The organism is Paenibacillus sp. FSL H7-0940, assembly GCF_037979415.1.
GTDB classification, from domain to species: domain Bacteria; phylum Bacillota; class Bacilli; order Paenibacillales; family Paenibacillaceae; genus Paenibacillus; species Paenibacillus amylolyticus.
Genome location: NZ_CP150280.1, coordinates 1,238,422 through 1,263,650, shown reverse-complemented (window position 1 = coordinate 1,263,650; position 25,229 = coordinate 1,238,422). Strand labels below are relative to the sequence as shown.

The following is a 25,229-nucleotide window of genomic DNA, read 5'->3' as shown; positions in this document are numbered from 1 at the left end:
TTAAATTGGAGCCGTAGATGAAGTATTGGTTCCGCTGCTTAAGACCATATAGTTCGTCCGCATATGATGTACAGCCACGTCCAGATCAGCCACTCGTTTGGAGACAAAATCTTCGATGACAGGCTCCAAAGGCCTGAAACCTACACCCAAGATCGGTTTTTTATGTATATTAGCATGATGCATGATCACAATATCAGTAGAGGTCAAATGATCCATACCCAGATTAACCAAGACAGCATCAGCCTGTACCACTACTTTCTCAATGATCAAGGCATACTCCCTGTTGCTTAAATCAGAAGCTGTCGAAGAATCATGACTTGCCCAAGCGATATCCGAATACCCCTCTAGACGTTCCACAGAAAATCCTAAAACCACCACACTAAGCATCCTTGTTCCGCCTTTCTTTCTGTACTAATCTCTCTATACGACATAAAAAAGCACCCAGTTAAGGGTGCTCTCTCTGTTCTATGTAGGTTACTGAATCTATCTTCATCTAACTTAGGCTATTAATTGCCACTTATGACTACAATGCTTCGTATTTCTCACGAATCGCTTTCCATAACTGGGATATACGTGCCTTGGATACACCTAGCATTCCTGCAATCTCTACAAATTCATACCCCGAAGTCCGAAGCTTAAAGATTTGTTTCTCACGTTCGTTCAGCCTCATATTTTCCATAATATCTGTTACAAACTCAAAATTCTCATAAGCAAACCCCGCATGACCAAGCGCTAATGCGATGTCTGAGCTTTCCGATTCATCGCCACCACCCTGATCCGTGCACATGATCTGTACAGCATTAACCACACTGAGATTTTTCTCAGACATACACTTGCGGTACATGTCCTTAATTTTATTTTCGATAAGATGATCAACAAACGTCGACATTTTGGCCTTTTCTGCATCATACTTGTCCAGGGAGTTAACTAATTTGATCATAATCTCCTGGGTCACATCTTCTTTCTCCATCCCGGCAAATGTTTTACCTCTAAGCTTGTGACGACACTTCTCCTGAGCTTTATTCAGGAACATGTCTATATCCCCAATCTCAAATAAATCATCAAAACCCATAGCAGTTGTAGCAGACATTATTCATTTCCCCCATTAACTATTTAATTATCAGTAATCGTATTCTTTCTTCACAATCTAGTCGCTATCCAGCATGATCTTACTCTATATTCCCGCTATTGCTCCCGAAATCTCATATACCATATGTAGTCTTGTTACACACAATTGAAGCTAATAAGCCTAATTACACACAAACAATCAAGAAATCTCCCTTTGATCCGCCTCCCCATTCCCATCCTATTACATTCAGAATAACAAATACGAACTAATGTTCGCAACATTTATTTATTTCGTTCGCTTATATGCCTTTTACTGACTATATACGAAGTATACAGTGAAAGGTAAAGTAGCATTTTTTACAAACAAAAAGACCAACACAGAGCGCACCACTGGAAAATACCAAAATGGTGGAATGTGTCGGTCTTGGTCTGACATCTATTTCGTCCCAATTACCGAAGATATGGCCTTCAAGTTCTTTAACAAGGTTATAGGCTTCGTCAAGATTATTAATCTATTCGATCGCCATAAGGGTAGTATAAGGAAATATGTAGGATATTGTCAACAACAAAATTAGTTCCTAAGAACCTGTCCAGTATTCAAACGTTAGTTAATAGGTCTTAAGGCATGTTAATCTCATCATTTTTCAGCAGCACTTCAACATCCTTGTTCATCTTGAAGACTGTAATCTGCTCTGCAAAATCATGACCAAAAAATGTTGTGTCGATGTCTTCGATCTTCAGACCCATGTTGATATAGGAGAAAACGGGGTTGAAATCTTCTCTCATCATATGTGCTAGCTTCATCTTGTATTCGGCGAAAATTTGACTTGAGTGTGATTGCATATGTTCCAGCATGAATGCTTCAGGCTTGGTGAATTTTGCTGTAAACTTTAAGATGATAAAATGATTCATGATAGAGACTCTGGTATCTACCGGCCCGCGCTCAGTAAAATCTTTTCTTATTCTGGATGCCAACTTTGCGAGCTCTCTTTCCAAGTCTTTTATCTCAATGTCCCATCCCTCCTTGCCAATCATCCTGACCCCTTCTACTGCCCCTGAACATATGAATTCAACCTAGTTTAATCAAAACTGCTTGTACAAGACAAGTTTCAATGGATGCATTAAATCAAGTCACTATCAACTTTTCATGAAAAAGGAATAGACCCCAGAACTAGGCTTGGGGTATATCACTTTATTAACTATATTTTATAATTATTCAAATAAATTAGAAGTTGGTGCTGAAAAGCTAACATTAGTTAGCTTTTACGCTTAATTTATCATTTCATTGGTAAGCTCTATTTTGAGCAGGCTAAACGCAACCAGATTCAAAACGACATTGGCACCATAGTCTCTTTCGATCAAATCGAACGCTTCTTCCGTTGCTCCAACCAGATCCTCCTTATCCGAGGTCATCTCCGTTGTGACAATTTCCTCATCATTCAGTGCAAAGGTCAGCCTGTACAGCATCTGTATTCCCCTCCTTAGAGGTCAATTCAATATTTCGCACATCGGTAAGATCAATAATATGAACCACATCGTCTGTATCTTCCAACGTGATCGATTTCCCCTCGTTCTTGTGTTTGGTGAATAGTCGGCGATATTCTTGCTTAACCTCATCCGCAGTTAACGGGATTTCGCGTACGACCTTATCCGAATCTTTCTCTTTCTGTTGTAATCTAGGATTATCTTCCATCCAGTTCACTGTTTTTTTCTTCCCACTTCCCTTGAAATAGAAATGAGCAGTAAGTTCAATATTCATCGTACACTACCTCCCGGAATAATTACGTTCTCATACTACTTTCTCTATACGTCTTGATCAGCTAATTGTTAATGCTAATCTTCAATGCAGATGTGGGATACACAAACTATTTCGTTGTAAAAAGAAAAAAAGGACAGCATATGCTATCCTTCCGTATTAGTATTTCTTAACCGCTATACGATTGCCGTATGAGTCATATATATATTGGAAGTTAGTTTGAACAGGTGTTGTTCCCAACCTGGTGATGGACTTGGCCACCAATCTTCCCTCATCATCATACTGATAGATGACATCAACCAAAGTAGGAAGTTGCACGAAGTCCAGACCGTCATATCGATATATCTCACCAATCGAAATGACTAAGAAGGAATCATCCTGTGCATAACCTTCTGGAGAAGCCGGCATGGTAAGTACAGGTTCTCTAACCAGCTGCTCGGTGTAGTTGTCTGTAACGACTTGTCGAATAACTCTTCCCTGCATGTCAAAAGCAAAATATGTAACTACATCTGTATAATCTACCAAATCGCTGATCGATTCCCACGGATCAATGACATTCAGGCGTTTTCGTTCACCCCAAGTCATGCTCACATGTGTTTCTCCATCGCTGATCATATCGGCACTATGTGTGTCAGGATGTGTGTAATAATTGGCCTCAAGCTCGATGTTGGACAACTTTTCACGTTCGTTCAGAGTCATGATAACGTTATGACTTCCATCTGTTAACATATCAGCACTGTGTGTATCCGGATGGCTATAGATCACCGTTTTGGTACCATTAAGATTAATCGTTCCATTCTCAGGATGGTTCGAAACTCGATCACCACCCACCTTTACATATTTCCCACCGCTGTATGTATAGGTCGTTGATTCATTTTGATTGCTTGAGTCTTGGCGTACCAGATATAATCTTCCTGCTTCACCTACGGTTGGAAGTTCTGTTTTCAGTCTGACCGAGACCACGTTTCCTACTGACACTGCGTCCAGTCTGCCATCAAGTGAGGCATAAGAATCCCTGGCTTGTTTAACTTCACGTTCTACTTTGGCAGCTTTGCTGTATGAAACAATATCCATGTGGTGGTCCTCCTCTCACCTTGTAGTCAAACCAACGACCTCAATATCGAAGTTGGCAACATCTGTACCCAGATTTTTTAACGACAAGTGAAGTGTTGAAGTCCCATCTACGTCCTCATATGGCAAATCAATCATATCGTAAATCCCTTCCATAAAATTTCCCGTCGAGTATTGGGCATTGTTGAAATAGAGAACCTCTGGATGTGGACCCGCACTGTTCAAAACATGAACTTCCACATTCGTCTCTCTGGACGGAATGACCCTAATCGTTTTGATCATGAATCGAGGATGTTCCATGGGAATATCAATCATTGCCTTCGCCCCACCGCCAACATACTCTACTCTTTGGGCAAACGATACCGGCAATAGCACTTTTCTCATCTCCTCCATCAGTTTCCATGTCCTGTTCAAGAACCTTCCCTCCTTCTAGGAATATGTGTATCCGGATACCGTCGTGGACGAAGATGACTATCAGATGTGTTTCCACTTCCGCTGTAGGACCAATCCCCCCACGTTTTCCCCACTAACCCAGCCTGCTGGACAGGAATCTTGACCTTAATACACCAATCGAGCCCCGCATAATTTTGTTTCACTTTGAGGCCTCTTATGGTATCACGAATTAAACCTACTCCACTGGACTGGGTCAAAAATTTATGCTTGAGTATCATATTTTTTTCATTAGGAACTCCCACTCTGGTTCGTGGCCCATAAATATACTTATCCGTAACGTATCCAATCAATTGATCATTATGGTTGTCCAGCATCCTCCATGTACCCCAACGGTAGATGTCAATTAATTCAGCCGTAGTGGATAACGTTCCTAATGAATAGACTATTTCCTTACCTTCAATGGTGACCGGAACAGCATCAAGATCGTATCCAATGCCATGGAGAACTGCCGCCTTACTCTGGGTATAGAGAGAACCGCTCTCGGCGGTCCCTACAACTTTCCCTTGATGTATAGCCATGTCCATCACCACCTTAATTCATCAGGACAGCAACCGTAGCTCCTGATAAGAAGCTCTGTCCACCAATCGACAGCGAGTATACCTTATATGTTTTAGTGCCCACTTTGATCTCATCTCCATGTGAGACTCCGGCAGAAGGTACCGCATAGATATCAATAAGTTCGCCTCTAGGGCCTTCCACACCATTACACATAATAACTGGAGCAAGATGATAAAGAGACCCCCACCCTGGATTAACAGGAAGCATGGCAGAGTAAGCATCATAAATGTTATTCACCATCTGTTTATCTTTATCACGCAACGTCCGGATACCATTATCCCCGTTGTAGCTGAGGCCAACACTCAAACTCGAGGAATCTGTCTCTGTGGCATACCTGTTCAGAATTCCGAAGTAACCCAGATTGGATATACCGGTAACCGAGTTCACATCCCCCTGCAAATAAATAATAATTCGGTTTGGTTGAACTGAAACTTGGTAATCGATTAATAGATTCGTATCAACCGCACTCGTATGACATAGGAAGTCCTTTTTCACTTCGGCTCTGCCCAAAGGAATACTACCATCTGTTGCCATCACATCTTCAGCCACACTCACGGTCAATGTGTTTCCCGATGTTCCCTTCGTGTTTCCAACCTCAAGTCTGAAGAACAGTTTATCTGAACCTGTTGTTCCCACTGATTTGAGCACGATCACACTCGCTGTCTCGTAAAATACGGACCAGGGAGATCCCGCAATCGTTTTAAAACCTTGAACAATATTCGCGAATAATTCATTCATCTTAACTTTGCCTGTGAAATTAGCCATTCCTCATAAACACCTCCTAAATTTGGAAAAGTAATGCTCTTTGTCCACCACCAAGCAGTCTGGCACCATGGAAGAACTTCGGTCTTGAATACACAGGAGCCAGGTTCGAATTGTAGTAATAACGTCCATAGTCTGTATTCGGATAATCCTGATCTACGACATGAAACACGTAATACTTGCCATCATTGCCAAGATCCAGGATCGATCCGTCCGGGTGCTGCGCACTGTTTTTAAATACAATGGAACGCATACCCTTGAATTCACCCCTAGCTCCTTCAGATGGATGATAGACCATAAAAGGCGTAACATAGTATCTTGAACCTACACCTGGAGAAGGGATGGACTCTGTCCCAAAATTGTACAGTGCGTACTCCGTTCCATTCCGTGAAGTCATCACGACACCTCTGGGAGTGTCATATTGATCTGATATGTTGTTATCCGAAGCAGATAAAGGCATATGTGGGAAAACGCCATAAAATTTATTGGCAATCGCCGGGTCTTCTTGCTCTAATGGCTCGCATTTACCTAGGAATATTCGTACTGGGTAAGCTCGTTCCGGGTAGTTCAGACTCTCTCCATGGATAAACAGAATATCCTCATTCGTTATTACAGACCACTTATAGTTCACATTGTACTGCACGTTATGACACAAAAATGGCGTTTCCGTCATGAATTTATCTGTGTCCACTGGCGGATTTACGAATAGATCTGGTGATGCCACATTGCTTCCCAGGTTCTTCAGTCCCCAGCGAATGTTGACTCCCCTGGCGTGTGCAATCACACACATGGTAAATCGCATGGATGTATTTTTTTTATTGGTAAGCAGCGCATTTCCCCAGTTGGCATAAGTCGTTTCGGCCGTATGTATGGTATCCCAGTAAGGATCGAGTGCATCTTTCAATGTGTTAACAAGCGTTGAAGTAAACAAGCTTAGCGTACTGGTAAACTCGTGTCTGCGAATCATGGTCATGCACTACACCTCCTTCTCGATCTCGAATAGCAGCACCCGTTGTCCGCCACCGAGAAGTAACGCTGAATCGAAGAAGTAGGGTTGACCCTGAACATATTTTCCTGCCGTGGTAAACCACCCTTGATGGTTTGCAGGATGCGCTTGGGAATAAGCATGGAATACATAGTACCGTTCATCACCAAGATCTAGGATGGAACCATCGGGATATTTACTAGCATCCTTTAATACCGCTGTTCGTACCCCATGAAACTCTCCTCTAACCCCTTCATTAGCATGCCACACGTAGAAAGGTGAAATAAAGAATCTACCTCCTACTCCTGGTGAAGCGATTTGACTATTCGTAGCCAAGTTATAAAGAGCATTCTCAGTTCCATTTCTGGATTTCCTTACGTAGCCGCCGCCTGCTCTATATTTCAGCTCATCAGCAGCGTCATCAAGCCCCATAGGGAAGTGACTAAATACTCCAACAAAATCATTAGCGATTAGTGGGTCCTCATCTTCAAACGGTCTAAGCCTCCCTAAGTAAAGACGTATAGGATAAGCAACCGTTGTATTATTCTGGGGTTCGCCGTATAAAAAGATATATTGTTCGGTAACAAAAAGCGTCCATTTAAAGTAAACATTAGTAAGTGAATTAGTTGTATCGCTAGTCCCAACATACGAATCCCCCGTATGCAATGGAATTTCACTAAGATGGCCTAGTTCACTGTATAAGTCTGGAATGACTGCAGCGCCATTATTACGAAATCCTGTACGTAAAAGATAGTTCTTATAATACAAACGGTCACTATATGTATTGGCCATGGAAAGATTACCACATATTGTAAAAAACATACTGGGATCTTTAATATTCTTCGCTGTGATTGTACCCATATTACTCGAAGTCATGGTGCTCCTGTTCCAAGCTCTGGGTGTAGCATAACTATTATTGGTACTAAGCGTCCACTCCCAGTGAATATCTCCATAGAGATCTTGTGTCACCGTATCATATAATGTTTGAATGAAATTTGTACAATACGAGTAAAACTCATAACGACGCAGGGCACCTAACAAAATATTTTCAGCCAACTATCCCACCTCCTTAAGCACCAAATCGGATTTTCATTTCGTGAAAGATGTTCTCTTTAAGTACGGTTAACAGAATTGATTTCACCATGTCACTTCTCTCGGTTATGAGATTCTCTTGATAAGACTGCTCTTTGTCCCCAGCTCCATCCTCTGTCTCCACACCACTAGCAGCCTCATGAATTTCAGGTAGCCCTTTAAGTGAAGGCAGAAACTTATGAGCCACATTATCAAACAGGATATTGCTTTCAAATGCAAAGATCAGGATTTCAATTTCCTCTGTACTGAATGGCTCCGAGTGATTCCCCACTAATTTATCCATAATGGTATGTAGAGCAAATTTTACATCCTGCACGGTCCTCGTCACGTCAAATCACAACCTTTCTAATTTTTACTTGTTTGATGTTACCGCTAGCATCGTATTCAAATGCCTTCTGAACTCCCTGGCCGTCATAGATCAAGGTCTCAGTCTTAACGGTACCATCTGTATTGTAAGTAAACGATGTTTTCTTCAATAGCTGTGGAGTCAAATCTACTGAAAATACTTCCTCCGACTCGATGTCACCATTAGAGAAGTAGTTATACACGACATCCAGTTCAAGTGTACTTCCTTCAAGAAAGACAAGCCTCCTCCGAATGTCTGTGTCATCGAAGGTAGCACCTCCTTGAAGCACATAATACTCTGCACCATTGTTGATTTCGCGCAGTACTTTCCCCGTAATGTCACGCTGATACTCAATGGACTTGATCTGTCCGTTACTCTCAGTTACCTCCTGTCGTTCCAGACTTCCATCCGGGCTATAGAAGTGCTCAATGGTGCGGTTGATCCCTCCATCAATCTTCTCCGTATGCACTTTTCCATCTGGATAATAGGTATATTCGGTTACCGAAGTGGTGTTAATAATTGATCCACGACCAATGACAGTTACTCGGGCTTCCTTGGGCACATCAAAAGTAAACCGTATAAGCGTATCATTATATTCAATGTAATCGTCTCCTGCATCCATGCGTATTCCATCCAGAAATACCTCTGCAGAATTTGAACCAATCACATATCTGGGCACTTGAAAATCTCTAGTCGTCGACAACCTGCTGTTAGGAGCAGAAGTGAAATGGAATACGGATTGATGCTCCATAGTGCCTCGACTCTCAGCGAGTTCAAGACGACTCTGCATGTTGTCGAGTCTGTCCTTGAGAGCATCATAGACGACTCCATTTTTGTCTTCTCTTGAAACCACAACTTCTTTAGCAGTTGCTTCTAATTGGGCTTCCATCGCTTTGATCGCCGTATGATGTGTAGCAATTGTTGTGGTTTGCTCACCAACGGTTTTTTCCAGATCATCTACACGAATTCCCAATGCTGACATGTCATTTTCAACAGATCCCTTTGTTAAGAAATACCTGAAATCCAAAGCCGTGAGTGAAGTTGTTGGAGAAACTCCAACATCGAGTCCACCAATGATCATGGCATCCTTGGGCTCTTCTTGATCTGAACTGTAAGAGTACTGCCCATTTTCATGAAGAAAAATATAATATGTCGTATTTGCCACAATGTCTGGAATGCTGAATGTCTGGGTAAATTGATCCACAATAATCTTGTTGATACTGGCTCGTCCTGCATTAATCGTAACTTGGACACTGTTATTTGCATCTAGGTACGTGGGGTTGGTAACACTGAGATCCTGAATGGGTTGCTTCGCTACAACTTCAATCGCTTTCTCCAACGTGTCAAATCGATGATCTATGGATGCCTCTGCTCCACGTGCTTCTTTTATCTCCGTCTCCGCAAGACTCAATCTCTTCTCATGGTCATCCTGACTCTTGGAAATGGTATTGACATCTGCTCTTGCCGTCAGAATATCCTGCTGAACATCATCCAATCGTGAGCTGTTTGAAGTAACCTTAGTCTCGACATCGCCTAATCTCTGCTCATGATCTTTTACTGCATCTCGGCTATCGTGTGCAGATTCTTCTACGAGTGTGATTCGGTCACCTAGACTGAGCGCAGACCCTCTGGCTTCTTCCAACTCTGCAAGATAGGAATCAATCTCATCATGCGTACGGACCCCAATATCACTTAATTCCTTATGACTCTTGGCGGATGATCGATGAGACTGGTTAATTCTTACTGACATTTGACCACCTCCATTCATGCCTTACATGATCTATACGTAATTACTCCAATACGATTAAGTCATATGTATGTCGAATACATCTGTAGCGAAAATTTGACCTGGGAAGCATACCTGTCTTGAGATTCTTCCCTTTCCATTCGCAGCCAGAATGGATAGGACGCTCCTGGTAGAATGGTAAACGCGGTGATCGAGTAGCTGAAAGACCCAGGAATGCCTTCAACATCAGGCGCAATCTGCACTTTATCCGTCCCGCTTGTGAGCGCAAAGGTTACATTTTTAAAGTCTCCTGAAATCATGGGGTTCTTGGCAAACATTCGAACTTCTTGTGTAGCAGAACCACCTGCCGTTAAATAGCCTAGAAACCTATCCGTGTTGGGATAGAGAAGCACATCGAAATCTTCTCCTGTTTCAGGATTTGATTCTTTGTAATATAAATCTGGTGTAACCTCAAAATACATTAGGTCTCCCCTGTATAACTTTATAGAATCCATGGCCTGAAACCGATTTCCATCCGGAAGCCTAATCCCAAAATTGCCCTCAAACGGATATGAATATGGATCCATGTTAAAATGTACAACCGTTTCTTCAGATCGGCATACCCTGGACTCAAGCACAACACCATTCTGATCGATTAGATCAACCACAGTTCCTTTGGTTAGATTGTCTACGGTAATAGATGTTCCTTTGTTGAGTCGAATATACTGAATATGCATGGGGTGATCCCCTTCACCCTTCAGATACAGACCAATTTTAGGGGCTCCCACCAGTTCTACAGAACCAATGATGTTCCAAATCATGCCATCATCCGACCAATACGCCGTATAATAGTTATAGTCTCGAATCAAACGTATCCACGGGTAAGTCTTCAGCAAAGGCTTTGGCAAGGACATATCCAAAAACTCTTCAATCTCCATGTAGTTATGTTCATCTACAAACACGATAACTCCACCGTAACATCCCTCTGTATCGGGATTGTAACTGTTCTTCACATCCATGACGAATTGCTTCATATCTGTCAGAGGTTTATAGAACATATACAGCGGATCTTGGCCATGTTTGAGCACCAGGCTGCCACTACCCGCTTCATAGCGAGTAGCATCGTTAGGGAGTACTTCCCATTTGGAATCCAGGTTGGAGCTTACGAACGCATCCTCATAAATCCTGCCTGACTCTTTCAATCTCGCAACACCCATACAGAACCTCCTTTCTTTACGTGAATAACCAGATGCGTTTACCGATCACACACATCTTGGGCCTTGCTTTCCAAACTTCCAGCAAACATTTAATAAGCGCTTCAACACACTTGTCTCCCCCACCACCTTCGCAGTAAGGAATGACATAGACGTCATCACAGATCCAGTTGGTCAGTTCCATCCAATCCAGATTAGCGTATTCGTAACTACGCGTACCCACTTCCTGAAGTGAGGTGAACACCCATTTGAACTCATGTTTGCCTTTAGGCACTGGATGTGAAAATGTATAGTATCCACCCTCTTGAGTGAATGTTTTGATAAGCTCATCGTCAATGAAGAAATCCAGTTGACAATCAAACGGCTCAGGCACCCACACCCATCTTTCGTAGGCTTTGAAGTCATGCACCCGGAAGGTGGTCAGATATCGTTTTCCTGTCCAATCGCTGATTTGCCCCTTCTGATCTGTTGTAATCTCCACCTTATACTTGCTATAAGGCTTGGGAGCCAGATCATTCAGTTCGAAGCCACGGTACCCATCCCCGTAATACTTTTCATCCCATAACACTTTGCCATCCTCGCGGGTAATTTTTACGCGCATATTACTGTTATCGCAGCCGCCCATCCAGATTGGTTTGTTATTCCAAACTTCAAAGTGAGTCACCTCAGCCCAGGATGGATCTAATTTGCTAATATCGTCAAGTTGCATCGATCCGCCCCAGATCATCGCTCCATCTCCCGGGCAGCCCTGTTCAAATCGAATGCGAACCTCATAACTTTTCTTCTGATCTGATGTATTTTCTACCTCAATAGAAATGATTTGGTCATCTTCATTTGTGAATGGTCGAGTATCAATTACTTGGCCTTCTTCAAGAGTTTCGATGACAATTTTCGTTCCGGAACAAGCTCTACTTGTATTTTTATATAAACGAATTACATCGAGCCAGGCATGACTTCCACCATCTGGCGCAGTCGTAACTGGTCCGGGCGGATTCCATGAGTCTTCACTTGGATGTGGAGACTCTCCTTCTCCATACAGTAATCCCTGAGCGTCTCCGCAGAAAGCATCCCATGTCTCTAAAAAGCTACCTCCGCTGAGAGTGAATCCACCAGCATCCAATCCAGAAGCCGTAGTTTCACCCCTTTTTTTATGAAGGGTGTACTCAATTCGATAGGTATGACCAGGTGTTAAAGTTTTAAAGCTGTCTGTAAATTTTCTAGGCTCTCCGTTTAATAAATTATAAGTGGCACTTCCCGCTTGCATATCTAGTGTTAAATCCCATATTACTGCTTGTACTTTCGTTTCATAATCATAATCGGGATACCCAATCAAACTATTTTCATTTTTACTGTAAGGGTCTTCAGTATGTATCTGCAAATTACCAATAGTCGCATGATAGCGGACATTTTGCTTGTTTTGATCATTATCTGGATAGGTATCCGTAACTCCAATACTTACTGTATACCTACCTGGTCGGGGTACATTAATTACATCAGATTGATAGGATGCTGCCGATTTTTCCCAAAATTCATTGGTGAAACTGTCATAATCAACAGTGGTACTATTGTATCCTCTGTTGTTATTCTCTTCATGGATTAGCTTTTTTTGTTTTGACTGACCTTCAGGATAGAAATATACTCTAAGTTTAGCTCTTGGGTTCTTGTCTACAAGGTAACTAATAAATTTATAGTTAAGTCTGAATTTTCCTTCACAATGAAAAGAAATTTCTATTTTTTTCGTGTATTTACTATCAAAATCAGAATTATTATCTCCTGGCTCTGTACCTTTAACGTTTATAGAATAATAAGATGTTCCCAAAAATTTAGGATATCTTACTCCTGAACTTGGAATGATAGTTGGAATAATTTTTCTTAGACCTTGAACTTTTTTATTTTTCACCGGATAAACGGTAATTTGCTCATTGTATAAGATACTTCCAGTAGGTGGAGCTTTAAAATACCGTGTGACTGTCTTACCTTCATCCAGCACTTTAATACCCTGCATACCATTATCACTATAAATTAATCCATCGTTCTTCCATCCCCACTGGCTAGACTGTGCTGAGTTTCCGTCATATGGGACTTGCCCATATTGAATTTTGTGAGTTTGAGTACCTGCTGGAAAACAGCTTTGTCCAAAAGGATCGGTGACTACATCTCTTATTTGCTCATTTGCTGTACCATCTCCACCGGTATTTCCAGAGCCTCCGGAGCCTCCTGAACTTCCCGCACTAGGAGTATATGCCTTCCCATCCTGGTATATCCAGCGGAATATATGATTACCAGCAGGGAGGGGATACATACAATCTGTACCTTTATCACCGTTGGATTGACTTCCTGTCCATACGCTGATGCCATCTATTTGTAGTTCCAACTTCTCCCCCGTATCAAAGTCGCCACCATACTGCCAGCATATATATCCAGAGTTATTCATTGAAGCTGTAAATTCACAAATAAAATTTTGGTTATGTCCCTGCGCCCACATTACACCATCTCCAACCGGGATTGGATCAGGGGGATTGTCAGGGTTATATTGCGGAGGTTTGATATCTTTCCATTTCCAACCACCAATAAATTTCAAAGACGGTTTATACACATCCTTTTTATTAAATAACTCTCCAAATATTTCGATGTCTCTTGAAGTCCCTTTATCTGGGTCATAATTGGAATCCATTGCAGGATAGATTCGCATGTGCTCTTTAATTTTTAATTTGGCACCAGGATTGAGCTCTGCGCTGTATGTAATTGTATCTCCATTTGTTTGTGTAGATGCTCCAGCATCGGTTACATCCCATCCACGTGTCACATCAACATATGAACCTAGCGGTGACGTTGTACGGTATGTATTACCCGTGTTATTACCATAGGTGAACAAATGATTCTTCTGATACTTAAATGGCTCCTCTGTCAATCTATCTTGAATATGAAACTCTATGATGTTGTGTCCAGCCTCTAATGGAATACGCACTAGTTCCCTGGCACTTTGCATGGACGTATAATGTACTAACATTCCGTTAACTTTTACTTCAAAAGCTTCAGTAGGTCTAAGCAAATGCGCGTAACTGAATACAAACCACCCCTCATGATCTAATATCACCTCTGTCTGTGCTATCATATTCCCTTCCGTTGGTTCATCCAAACGTAAAATATCTTCTTTACGGATCCATCTCGGATTTCCCGACATTAACCATTGATATTTTCCAATTCCTTGTCCATAGTGAAACGGTTCCCAATGATCAATCTCTCGCGGAGGACAAGTTACTTCGAGTGAACCTCTCAAGTCCACGGTCGTATCCGGCCCTGCAACAATTTCATATTCGATTTTAGCCTGGTTAGTCTCCGTTTCTGAATATTCCCCATTCAGTCTCCACTCCACACCATGCACTGATGTAGCATAACTGCCATGATCTCCATCCCCGCGCTGAGTGCGTTCAAGCATTTTATCATCAAAAAATAACTGATAATCATGATCGGGATACGGCTCTTCATCCACCCCCATCTTGTAAGCAAATGAAACCGTTCCATCACATTCGTTATCCAGATCCATCGTCATGGTTTTCTTACGTAAATCATCCGTAATGAACTGTCCTTTAAAATGGGCCTGTGCCACACTTTGCGGTGATCTTACAACCCAGTTTCCATACTCATATACGTCCTCACCATCCAGATCAATATCCAGAGGTGCAGGCGGCTTACGTGTATCCACAATCTCAACGACTTCAACATCCTTAATATAGATGCCATTGTTCTGCCATACTTCAGGTCTCATTTTGCGAATTAACCAGTCGAACTTGTACATCTGTCCTGGCTGCAACGTAAAAGCCGCTTCCTGCCATCCGCTATTCTCGCTCCATTCACCTCCGACTTGCTGCCCATTAATATAGAACAGCATGCCATTACCGCGCTTGGCACTAGCCAGGTACTTGAACCTGATCTGTCCATAACGCTTCACACGCCAGTTAAATGTAATTTTGGATGAGTTGCCAATCTCCAGAAGTCCTAGGTCCAGTTTCAAGATCATCTCTGAACCAGATTGTTCATTTCGCCCTACGGAGTGGACAGCTACCCATTCCTGATCCTCCGTTGATGATACATATCTGAAGAAATCAGGGAATTTATTCGAGAACGGAACATCCTTTTTCATCGAAAAGAGTGGAATCTCATATACGGTTGCATCAAAATGATTAAAGTAATTCCCACTAAAATGATGGTAGTAGGGTGCCGGACAAACGGGCAATGATACACCATGATGACTACCGCCAGGCTTCTGAGCATTTTCAAGAATCTTGTGAATACAATCTTTAATCATCTGCAGTACTCGCTGATATTGTGTTTTATCTGGAGGCTGCTGTTGTTCTACCCACCATTCAATCCTGCGATACATATTCCACAGTGCTTCACGGCATCGTACACTCGCATACCACGACTTATCTTTCAGATATTGCTCAATGATTTGATCAATACTATTTTCCAGTGCATCCAATTGAACCGTCTGCCATCGTCCGATCTGACCGTAACCTGGATCACCCAGAATAGGATTATTTTCTTCACCATGCCGGTCCGTTTCACTCCTCGGTGCATTGGGACTCTGCGGTAAATACGCAGGGTTATTGGGGTTACCGTAACTTTCGTCCGCAATCTTCGCTCTCATATTGGCGAACAATACACCTTTCTGTGATTTGGAGAACAAACCAAATGTATGACCCATACCAATCACCTCCCAATCTCTCTATACGACAAAAAGAGCACCGAGTTAATCGGTGCCCGTCAGATCATATTGCAATTTCGAATCTGTGTAGATCTGGAGTTTATTTTTCATGACCGACACGGACAATGTATACCATTTTTCCTTCTCCCACTTAAAGGGTTGCATCGGAGAACCCACTGCAGTTGGATTGCCAGCAACGATTTTATATAGCTGCATCGGCGTTCTCATATCCAGACTGTTATCGCTGTCTCCTCCATGAACCATAAACATCCAATAATTATTTTCATCGAAGTATTTGAAAATAATTCCTGCGCCATTCCCTTCCGTACTTGTATCCACCTTGAAATCAATGGAGAACTTATACGTCTCAGCCAGGAAATTATTGCGGTACCATCCACTGATGTCCTTCGTATCTGCCTTAGAATAAAACTTTCCAAGCAATGGATCCCGATCCCAATCGCCTTGACCGAATTTAGTCCAATCGTCAGACTGGGATAATTCCAGCGCATCCATATCCTTGGAATACGGATAGTACACATTAAATGGATCATTCGGATCATAGTCCTCCGGCACACCCAAACCACCTTCCCAATCTTCAGGATCCATCCCTCGATCGAGCAGATCTTCCGAGTAATCGAATATGAGACCCTGTGCCATGGTATCCATCATTGGAATGTAAGCATCAGCGGATTCCCGTTCAGCCACCGGGTGATCAGTCAGTGTGAAACTCTCACGCGGTTCCATCTTGGCTTCGTGATACATTTCCATAAGATGAGCTGTTCTCTCGGGAAGGAACGCGTGCAACTGTTCCAGATACTCTGCTCTTTTCTCAGGTCTTTCAGCGAAAATAAAACCTGTGATGACTTGAGAACAGCGTTCTTCAAATGAAGCCATGAGAGAATCAGGATCTTCAATTTCAGACAATCTGGCGTTCGCTATACCAGTCGGCAACTCTCTTGCAATGCTAGATTCACGTTCCTCTGTTATCCCTTCAAAATCATCTTCACTAAGATAACCCGGGTCTATTAACTTACTGCCAAAGCTCTCGCCGTCATTAACAATGTAACTTGTGTATGGAAGACTATTTCCGTAACTTAACTCCTCACTGGAGAAAGCAAACCTCTGGAGTGTGGTACCATATATCTCATCAAAATGCTCACCAGCTCGCTCATCCCCAACGCCACTTTCCATTTCATGTGAATGACCATATCGATCTATTTTCTCCGCTGCGAATTGCTCCCAATCCAGAGTCGTGCTTCTTAACAAGTTCATTCCAGAATCCAATTGATGGTTATACGCGTCATAAGAACTTCTGGAGCTCATGAACGAATTATCTTCAATATGAACGTCTCTCGTTTTAAGGTAAGCATATTCGCTTTGGATCAGGTCTAGCTGTTTATATTGGAAGCCAACCAGTTCCATGTCCATAATGGATTCATTAAATTCCTTGTTTCCGTAGAACATGTCCTGATCCAACGATCCATTTCGCAGCTTCACTACATCATTGATCGTCTCATGGGTATGCGCCCATCTTTCAGCTTTTACCCCCAAAAGGTTGTCATGCAGGAATGCTGACCTATCCTCTTTATTTAACTCAAGCGTTTGGATCAAATCAGCTTCTTTACCGTTTTTAAACGCATGAATTTGCTCATCAATAGTGGAATCTTTGGCATTTTTCAGACCATACATGTTCTCTTCCAAATATCCATATTGCGGTTTGTCAGCGAGAAGATTCTCTTCCATATTACCGTACTGGGGTTTATCCGCTGAGAGAGCAATCTCTGTTGTTCCATACTTCAAGTTTGTTCCACCAACAATCTCAACCGGAACATCACCGTATTTCAGATTTGTTCCCCCAACAATCTCTACAGGTATATCTCCATAACTGAGCCCCGTCCCACCCACGGATTCCACTGGAACATCAGCATATTTCAAATTTGTACCGCCTAGTGGTAGCGTGAGGTCAAGGTAACCATATTGCGGTTTATCCGCTATAAGTTGTTCTTCAAGATTAGCAATCTTTTCAATCGTGCTATCAGTTGTCTCATGAAGGTAAGCGTCATGAGTAAGCTTATAGGCAAGGATCACATCATGATCCAGTGCCGAATCCTTTTTACTCTTTATCGAATCATAGATTAGTTCGACCAAGTCAGTATCTTTGATATCTTTACCACCGTACCAACCCTCACCATGCAATTCACTTAAGCGTAACTTAACAACTTCACTCTCAATCTCATGGACTGATGCCTCTTTCACGATTCTTGTAAAATGGTTATCTTCAAGCATGAGAGATAATCTATTCATGTTATCCGAAATGATTTCAACGTTTAATTGTCCTTTGCGCATGATTGAATGAGCCGTCAGCATATCGTCAAGATTCGCAGATTTCATTACAGTAGTGGCTAGAGATATCTCATCTTGCACGGATCCATATCGATCTACCCTAATCGCTTCAGAAGTAATATTTACCAACGTGGATTCCCAAGCTTGCCGCATACCTTCGTTAAACTCAATATCCATCGCACCTTCTCTTGCCCACGATGAACCAAGCGTATATCCAATCTCAGCTACTCCATCTCGATATTTCGAGCTGCTTATGGAATAATCCTCGCTGAGCAGCGCAGATCTCCATTCCAAAGTCGCCAGTGAGTAATCTATATCAATAGCTGCCTGACGTGGTTCAATCATGCCAATAGAATAGCTCTCATTCAAATACAACTGTCTGATCTTGGCTGTGCCTATGGAGTACTCACCACTGATTAAACCTTCTCTTATTGGATTAGTAGCCATAAGTTGTTGATCATACGAGTATCCCTCACGAGTCTTTGACGTTCCAATAGCATATTCGCTGTTCAAAAGCATCTGGCGCAAGTTCGTGCCACCCATGGTGTATTCATCATCAATTATTCCATATCGATACCGGGAAACCCCGCCCATATTAAATTCGGTATGAATCACACTCTCACGGTTCATGTTGGAACTCACGATATGATGGTCGAGAGCCATTCCGTCCCGTTTATATTTTGCGCCTATCCCGTACTCATCAAAGGTTTGTCCTCTGCGTTCAACTTGACTTCCTTCATACGCTGGGTCATCCGGGAATAATCCCCCTCCAGGATTCAGGTAACCTAATGAATCTTCAAACTCAATAATAGCCGGTCTTGCATTAAAATCTGCGCCGTAAATGACTTCCGTAATTTCGCCATGCTGATCTTCCTTTACTTTCACTCCCTCGAAAACGTCTGTCTCTAGAGTAGAATTACGTCTGTTCAGTTCAGCCGATCGAGATTCATCCTCAAGTACTGTTATGCTCAAATCTTTGGATGCTTCTGAGAGTTCCGTCCCTATATCACCAAGCTGAGATTCCTTCGCACCTTCGAAATTAAAGGAAATGATGCCTGATCTGCTTCCTTCTTTATCAGCTGTTAAGATCCCACAATCGATTAACGCATCTACCCGCTCTCTAACCCCAGCCAAAAACGGTTCATCAAAATAAACCGAAGCGTCTGCATTATTCACAGCTTCCATCATCATTTCCAGGATGACTGCCGGGCTGTTCTCCAAGATCTCCCCAACAATAAATTCCTCGTCCAGATATCCAGGGTATGCTTTATTCCCCAACCATCCTCCACCAACCAATTTGTCTAAAAGCTCGTCTCGAATCATGGTTGGTCGGCTATTATCTCGGATGGATTGCAGGATTGTTTCCAGGTGTAGCTTTTTAGACTCTCTATGTGATACAAGTGGTTTGTCAGTCAGATGTACATACTTCTGTTCATCGTTCTTTCCATACGAATTTAGCTTTTCGAGCATGGTAGAACGTAATAATTCTTTGTCAGCCAAATGGTCCTCAGACTCAGGTAACCACAAATCATGAGCCAACGCTCTTTCTGCCGTTGTTGAACCAGCCGTATAGCTTTCAAAGGATGCTTTTCTTTCTGCGCCTTCCTCGCTGTTCGGAATGAACAAATTCCTTTTTTCTGTTTTTGCAGTATGGAACTTGTCCTCAATATAGCTATCGAACTTGCTTTCCCTTTCACCAAGTGATTGCTTGTTGAGTATTTCAAGAGCCTCTGCAGTCACTCGTTTGCCTAACCTACTCTCCTTCTCTACATACCCAGGAACCTTACTGATCCTTCTGCTCTCCTGCAAATCTCTGAAAACAAAACCGTGCTCCTTACTTTCACGATAAGCCTGTTCTGCATGACGGTCCACCTCACTATGAACCACATAAATTCGTCGTGCCTTAGGACGCTTATGCTCAATATACATTTTCTCCACATAAACTCTTTGCCCCGTAGTCAAATCACCTATGACGTTCATATCTTCTACTTGATCTCGAACAGCCCAAGGAAACTGTCGTTCCACATCCGTAATAGTCCCTATATCTCTGGATGCCAAAATGATACCGGATGCTGTAGTTGCTGGATGTTTGTCTATAATTCTGTGAGCTTGGAGCGGATGCCAAAGGGTATCACTCGGACGAAAGACTAACGCATTTCGATGTTGGTCACGGCTGCTTTGACTGAGATCATCATGAAAGTAAAGTTGCTTGTTGACTTCTCGCGTACTTCTCATTTCGGTATGTAGAACAGTGGGGTACTGACGATCCTTCAGTTTGGCAAGAACATTCTCATGAGTTGTCATTTCATTCTCAATTACCCGCGTAGCCTGATTCAGTCGTGAAAGAAACATGTTCTCTTCGATGTCTCTGATTGCTTGAACAATTGTGCCTGTAGTCGTTCCACCAAAAGTTGTTTCTCGCACAGCTGTTCCCAGTGTATGCATGAGTGTCAATTGTGAAATGTTATCCACTCTTTGGGCTAACGGCAACGTCCGATCAAGGTGCATATACTTTATTTCCTGAAATCTACGAATATAAGCAGTCGACATATCAGAGAGAATGGATAATTGCTGATGATCATCTACCCTTTTCCCAATCATGGTAGCTTGTTCAGCAAATGTTTCTTTATGAACATCACGTAAACCTAGCAGATCCTGATATAGAATTTCCACGTCTTGTTTGCTTACCTTCCGGGATTGAAGGCTTCTCTCCAGTTCTGTACTTCTGAAGTGGTCTTGAATGGCTTCTAACAAAAAGTCATTTTGTGCCCGGCGTCCAATGATCTTCTCCACTTTCTCGAAAACCTCTGCCACATCCATATCCGGTTTATCGTTTCGAACAGAGTGTATCAATTGTTTAATCACCAGTTCAGAGCTGTTATCTTGCTCTGCACTATCTGCATAGTCCGCAATCATCCCAAATTCACTAACCCTGAAACTGATTTTTCCAGGCTCCAGCTTATCCAGATTCTTAACAAAGTTACGAGTTAAACCCAAATTACGGACAATCTTCAGCTCTTTATCGTTATCTACGCGCCAGCCCTCTGACATATCTTCAGGAATGAATGAGTCCTTTAAACCTCCGGGTCTGTGGCCCTCATCTTGATGATCCATCTCCAAAGCTTCAATTAACGCAGACCGCTGCATTTCAAACGAAAATTCCATGACATCGCCTTGCTTGGTAGCTGAGCTCGATCCTTCCATGGAACTGTGCAGAAGTCCTTCTTTATCCTGTTTAGCTTCACTTAGGACAATAAATCGTTCTTCTCCTTCCAGATCCTTGCGAATCGCTTCCACAAGTTGATGATTAAATCCATGTGAGATCGATCTTGCCATGTAAAAATCAAGCATCAGGACACTTGGATACCGGCTGTAAGGCATGTATATAAATCGATAATCCTCAGGCCTGCTTCCTGTAGTTCCGACTGTAAACAGGTAACCGTACTGAGTTGTCGTGTAATCTATAACGGTGAAATCAAACTTATTGACTACTTGACTCACGTCACTGCCCCCTTCCAACTAAAAAAAAGGGAACCCCTGAGTGGAGTCTCAGAAAGTTCCCTCTCACTGAATCTATACGACTCAGCTTTGATTCAGTTTAACTTACGCCGTATAACGGACTTCCTTCAGAATAGCCACACCCATACGTTGGTTGGCAGACAGATTCATGAAATTCTGCGCTGTATCGGTATCGAAGTAACGATACACTTCTTGGTCCCAAGACTTGCCTTCCACATCAATAATTAACTCATCCAGGTGAAGGATATTATGCTTCGTAACCGCGATGCAGTTGTCGAATTGACCGCGGTAGCCCTCGTAAGGGTGAACCACGTAGATCGGAGACAAGTGATATTTGGATGTCCATTTGGACGCCTGGAAGCCTTGAGGCTCCAGTTCCAACCCCGTATCCCCCAATTCCGGATCTTGATAAGCTTTCCCCTTCGGTGGAGCTTGAGTAATAAAGGAAGGATAGTGCTGCTGGAATTCAATACCTGATTTGGTTTTCAACATCTGAAGTGTGTTGTTACCTGCAGAAGTATATTGACCGTAGTAATACGTTCCTGTTGTTGCAATCTGAGAGATATCTGGTTCTTCGATTACTGCTCCAGCTGTCAGCATTACATTTCCGTCTACGTCATTCAGGTTGTATTTGAACGGTTTCAATGCACCTGCATACAGGAAGGATTTTTTGTAATCAAGGAAGTTTACTGCTGGGTCCGCAACGAGAACCATCGCCAAACGATTGTTCATGACATTTACATACATGTATACAGGTTTTTCTTTATTCCGATCCGTTGGTGTATAGTTTTCCAGTGCCCATTGGTAGAGTACCGGATGTCCTGTTAGCTTGAATGTAGGGCGAGTGGTAACTGGTAGTGTAGTTGGTTCGCTGCCTTCCAATCCTTCAAGCAGCTGAACAGTCAACGTACTATGCTCCTCATAGGCTGGAACTGGTGCAACGACGCGTGGTACCAGAGCATGATTAATGAAACTAACATAGAAATGTTTAGTAATCGGTGTTGCTTGTGTTCCAATGGTCATGATCCCGCGAAGAATAAGTTCCTGAATACGGTCACTACTGTCCTTTTCTTCGTAAAATACTTCCCACAGATTTTGTTCCTGAGACTCGCCTGCAGTGGATTCAAATGGGAAACTCTTAAACCCTGTAACTTCCTCTTTCAGTTTTGTCAACACGTCCTGTGAAGTAGTGATTGTTTCTACATATTTAAAATTTGCCATTATGTAATCCTCCTTATTTTATCTCTTTCAAAAATGCAATCGTAATTACATCTGGTGATGGGGAATGCTTGAATAGATTCAACGGACTCTTGATACTGAAAAACTTGTAAACCTCTGTCCACGTACCCAACGCAGGTTTGGAAGGATCTTTCAGAATTTCTGTATCTACGATTAATTCATCGCGATTGACCAAATTATGGTCGTATATCGCAACTACACCGTCCATATAACCCCGATATCCTTCTGCCTGATGCACAAGGTAGATTGGGCTTGCGTGATACTTTCCTGTCCAGAGAGATTTCTGGAACCCATCCGTATCTACAATCAATTTCGAGAGGCCCGGGGGAAGTTTACCCACAGAAGGATAGTTCGGAAGATGCGAAATAAATGCCGGGTAATACCGCTGGAACAAGACATTACTGCGTGTCTTCAACATGGACATGGAGTCCATACCATTTGAAGTGTACTCACCGTATTTGGCATAGATATCCGGATTAAGATCCGTGAGAATATCATTTTTCGTATAACCTGTCATATCTGTTCGCAGATCACCCATGCCAACGGTGACACCAAAGTTTCCTCCATGGTCGTAATCATTGAACGGAACGATCTTGCCTATGTATCCAAAACTGCGGTAATAGCTGTGAATATTCGGTGAAGGATCACCTTCCAGAACAAGAACTACTCGATCATTGTTTACCGATAAAGTGTAAGCTACCAGGTAATCCGGTCTGCGTTTTTTGTTAGGCAACCATGACGTGGTAGAATGTCGTCCGTGGAAAAATCGAGCTGCCGGGCTTACGATCTCTGTCTTGCCGTCATAATCCAGCTTCCACTTCGTGGATGGTGGGATGAAAGGTTTAATGGCTGATGAATCATTCCATGTTAAATACATATAATGTGCCTTCAATTGGTCAATGACTGTAGGTGCTTTCCCAATCGTTATGGTTGCAGGATCACAGATCCCATCATACGTTTCGCTCTGGCTTCCTTGAGCAACTTTCCCCTCGAAACCTTCTCCATAGTAGATGTTAATGTAATTCCAGTCATTGGGTGGCTGCTCAAACATGACATAATAATCTCGAACCTGAATCCCTGTGGGAACTGTAGGAGTTGCTTTCACTACGGTCTGAGCAGTTACATTGTTCAATACATCAGCTGTATAGAACAGTTCATCGAACTTGTAAAGTTGCTTTACAGGTTCATAGGAATAATCCACAATATTACCCCAAGCCCAGTAAGGATTATATTGATAGTCGTTAACTCTTCTGGTTAAGTTGTATTGGTACTTGCCTTTAGACACTAGCTTGATTGCATATGCCCAATCTGTAGGCATCTCTGTGACAATCTCAAACTGATTCCATTCCTTTGATGGTTTTGTTGTGCCATCCAGGTTTCCAATCACCTGTCGTACCAGATATGCTCTGTACCCATCAGGAACTGAATTATCTACAACAACAGTTACCAAACAACCAGGAACATCAACATATATTGTTTCATTTGTCTGAGCATCTTTGTAATTGAATTGTACAACCTGAATTTTACGTCCTGTCTTATAATTGCCGTAAGTTTTTCCGATGTTTGCTGTGCCAGGTTGAGTCATACCTTCAGCTGATTCGTCAAAATAGGTTTGTCTTACTTCCCATAAACACCCATCCGCATCTAAGGCAGATTCTCCTGTGTAATTTTTGGCTTCAGTCCAATCCGGAATTTTGTATACTTCATACTGATTTCCATCCGAATGGGTGTACATGCCAACAATACCTTTGTGATAACTTTTACTGTAGGTCACCCACTCAGCTCCGCTAGATTCGTATACCTTCTCCCAGCGATTGGCGTCAATCCCGCCCTCTACTTTGGGAATATCAGCACCTACGATTTCATCGGCCAGCGTGTTGATTAGTTTTTGTGCTTCCGACTCTCCGTCAATATAAGCGGCAAAGTTCGTCTGCGGTTTTTGCAGTGCCATCGTCACCCTCCTTATCTCAAAAATTTGATGTTGTACCAGACCGACTTGGCTTCAGCCACCGCGTTGTAGAAGTCAAACTTAATGGTCGTCCCCGCCGGAATCGGGTAGACAATTCCGAAACTGTTCCCCATGGAAACCGACTCGGGAAGTTCCTTCGTATAGATGGTTTGACATACTCGCTCCGTCCCAATCATCAGCTCCCAGTAATCGCCGACACAGTAGTGGCTCGCAGCAAATGCAATGCTCAGAAACTCTGTGTCATACGCCAAGGTGAACGTATCAGACTTGGTGGTCTTCGCCGCCGGAATGTCCAACATCTGTCCCCGAATGAACGGGATCGTCTTTTTACTGAAGTGTGGGTACGGCAGCTCGCGCACTTTGTCGATGACGCCACCCGCGATGTAAGATACATTAAATGCCATGGAACCACCTCCTACA

19 protein-coding genes are annotated in these 25,229 nt (G+C 42.7%); all 19 read right to left on the bottom strand.

The window, feature by feature from the left end:
• Positions 1–375, bottom strand: a complete 375-nt coding sequence (locus MHB71_RS05640; protein WP_143781435.1) for a hypothetical protein — start codon at positions 373–375, stop codon at positions 1–3.
• Positions 376–523: 148 nt separating this feature from the next.
• A complete protein-coding gene (locus MHB71_RS05635) occupies positions 524–1,090 on the bottom strand; it encodes a sigma-70 family RNA polymerase sigma factor (protein WP_051447053.1) in 567 nt (188 codons plus the stop codon).
• Positions 1,091–1,686: 596 nt separating this feature from the next.
• Complete coding sequence (locus MHB71_RS05630; RefSeq protein ID WP_340029049.1) at positions 1,687–2,103, bottom strand: Na-translocating system protein MpsC family protein; 417 nt, start codon at positions 2,101–2,103, stop codon at positions 1,687–1,689.
• Positions 2,104–2,337: 234 nt separating this feature from the next.
• The gene (locus MHB71_RS05625; protein WP_076251186.1) at positions 2,338–2,535 is read right to left on the bottom strand and encodes a hypothetical protein; all 198 of its coding nucleotides are present in this window, start codon (positions 2,533–2,535) and stop codon (positions 2,338–2,340) included.
• Positions 2,504–2,827: a hypothetical protein gene (locus tag MHB71_RS05620; protein ID WP_169482070.1), complete on the bottom strand. Its 324-nt coding sequence runs from the start codon at positions 2,825–2,827 to the stop codon at positions 2,504–2,506. The genes MHB71_RS05625 and MHB71_RS05620 overlap by 32 nt, the downstream gene beginning before the upstream one ends.
• Before the next feature lie 156 nt (positions 2,828–2,983).
• Positions 2,984–3,898, bottom strand: coding sequence for a hypothetical protein (locus MHB71_RS05615; RefSeq protein ID WP_340029048.1), 915 nt, complete (start codon positions 3,896–3,898; stop codon positions 2,984–2,986).
• Between the two features lie 15 nt (positions 3,899–3,913).
• Positions 3,914–4,309, bottom strand: coding sequence for a hypothetical protein (locus tag MHB71_RS05610; protein ID WP_036672279.1), 396 nt, complete (start codon positions 4,307–4,309; stop codon positions 3,914–3,916).
• Entirely contained in the window at positions 4,306–4,866 is a 561-nt protein-coding gene (locus MHB71_RS05605; RefSeq protein ID WP_076251180.1) for a hypothetical protein, read from the bottom strand. The genes MHB71_RS05610 and MHB71_RS05605 overlap by 4 nt, the downstream gene beginning before the upstream one ends.
• Positions 4,867–4,879: 13 nt before the next feature.
• Positions 4,880–5,671: a hypothetical protein gene (locus tag MHB71_RS05600; protein ID WP_340029047.1), complete on the bottom strand. Its 792-nt coding sequence runs from the start codon at positions 5,669–5,671 to the stop codon at positions 4,880–4,882.
• Positions 5,672–5,687: 16 nt separating this feature from the next.
• A complete protein-coding gene (locus MHB71_RS05595) occupies positions 5,688–6,641 on the bottom strand; it encodes a hypothetical protein (protein WP_340029046.1) in 954 nt (317 codons plus the stop codon).
• A 3-nt stretch (positions 6,642–6,644) separates the two neighbouring features.
• On the bottom strand, positions 6,645–7,709 hold the full coding sequence (locus MHB71_RS05590; RefSeq protein WP_340029045.1) for a hypothetical protein: 1,065 nt from the start codon (positions 7,707–7,709) through the stop codon (positions 6,645–6,647).
• Between the two features lie 13 nt (positions 7,710–7,722).
• The gene (locus tag MHB71_RS05585) at positions 7,723–8,073 is read right to left on the bottom strand and encodes a hypothetical protein (protein ID WP_340029044.1); all 351 of its coding nucleotides are present in this window, start codon (positions 8,071–8,073) and stop codon (positions 7,723–7,725) included.
• Position 8,074: 1 nt separating this feature from the next.
• On the bottom strand, positions 8,075–9,841 hold the full coding sequence (locus tag MHB71_RS05580; protein WP_340029043.1) for a hypothetical protein: 1,767 nt from the start codon (positions 9,839–9,841) through the stop codon (positions 8,075–8,077).
• 59 nt (positions 9,842–9,900) lie between these two features.
• Complete coding sequence (locus tag MHB71_RS05575; protein ID WP_340029042.1) at positions 9,901–11,034, bottom strand: hypothetical protein; 1,134 nt, start codon at positions 11,032–11,034, stop codon at positions 9,901–9,903.
• Between the two features lie 16 nt (positions 11,035–11,050).
• Complete coding sequence (locus tag MHB71_RS05570) at positions 11,051–15,739, bottom strand: hypothetical protein (protein ID WP_340029041.1); 4,689 nt, start codon at positions 15,737–15,739, stop codon at positions 11,051–11,053.
• A 45-nt stretch (positions 15,740–15,784) separates the two neighbouring features.
• Entirely contained in the window at positions 15,785–21,583 is a 5,799-nt protein-coding gene (locus MHB71_RS05565) for a hypothetical protein (protein WP_340029040.1), read from the bottom strand.
• A gap of 102 nt (positions 21,584–21,685) precedes the next feature.
• Positions 21,686–22,822, bottom strand: a complete 1,137-nt coding sequence (locus MHB71_RS05560) for a hypothetical protein (RefSeq protein ID WP_036607790.1) — start codon at positions 22,820–22,822, stop codon at positions 21,686–21,688.
• A 13-nt stretch (positions 22,823–22,835) separates the two neighbouring features.
• A complete protein-coding gene (locus tag MHB71_RS05555; protein ID WP_076318994.1) occupies positions 22,836–24,791 on the bottom strand; it encodes a hypothetical protein in 1,956 nt (651 codons plus the stop codon).
• Between the two features lie 11 nt (positions 24,792–24,802).
• On the bottom strand, positions 24,803–25,213 hold the full coding sequence (locus tag MHB71_RS05550) for a hypothetical protein (RefSeq protein WP_076328283.1): 411 nt from the start codon (positions 25,211–25,213) through the stop codon (positions 24,803–24,805).
• Positions 25,214–25,229: the final 16 nt, after the last annotated feature.

Coding starts and splice junctions, on each gene's coding strand:
- MHB71_RS05570 (WP_340029041.1), bottom strand. CDS start 15,739: ATGGGTCATACATTTGGTTTGTTCTCCAAATCACAGAAAGGTGTATTG.
- MHB71_RS05555 (WP_076318994.1), bottom strand. CDS start 24,791: ATGGCACTGCAAAAACCGCAGACGAACTTTGCCGCTTATATTGACGGA.
- MHB71_RS05605 (WP_076251180.1), bottom strand. CDS start 4,866: ATGGCTATACATCAAGGGAAAGTTGTAGGGACCGCCGAGAGCGGTTCT.
- MHB71_RS05575 (WP_340029042.1), bottom strand. CDS start 11,034: ATGGGTGTTGCGAGATTGAAAGAGTCAGGCAGGATTTATGAGGATGCG.
- MHB71_RS05595 (WP_340029046.1), bottom strand. CDS start 6,641: ATGACCATGATTCGCAGACACGAGTTTACCAGTACGCTAAGCTTGTTT.
- MHB71_RS05615 (WP_340029048.1), bottom strand. CDS start 3,898: ATGGATATTGTTTCATACAGCAAAGCTGCCAAAGTAGAACGTGAAGTT.
- MHB71_RS05630 (WP_340029049.1), bottom strand. CDS start 2,103: ATGATTGGCAAGGAGGGATGGGACATTGAGATAAAAGACTTGGAAAGA.
- MHB71_RS05625 (WP_076251186.1), bottom strand. CDS start 2,535: ATGCTGTACAGGCTGACCTTTGCACTGAATGATGAGGAAATTGTCACA.
- MHB71_RS05580 (WP_340029043.1), bottom strand. CDS start 9,841: ATGTCAGTAAGAATTAACCAGTCTCATCGATCATCCGCCAAGAGTCAT.
- MHB71_RS05620 (WP_169482070.1), bottom strand. CDS start 2,827: ATGAATATTGAACTTACTGCTCATTTCTATTTCAAGGGAAGTGGGAAG.
- MHB71_RS05550 (WP_076328283.1), bottom strand. CDS start 25,213: ATGGCATTTAATGTATCTTACATCGCGGGTGGCGTCATCGACAAAGTG.
- MHB71_RS05600 (WP_340029047.1), bottom strand. CDS start 5,671: ATGGCTAATTTCACAGGCAAAGTTAAGATGAATGAATTATTCGCGAAT.
- MHB71_RS05635 (WP_051447053.1), bottom strand. CDS start 1,090: ATGTCTGCTACAACTGCTATGGGTTTTGATGATTTATTTGAGATTGGG.
- MHB71_RS05560 (WP_036607790.1), bottom strand. CDS start 22,822: ATGGCAAATTTTAAATATGTAGAAACAATCACTACTTCACAGGACGTG.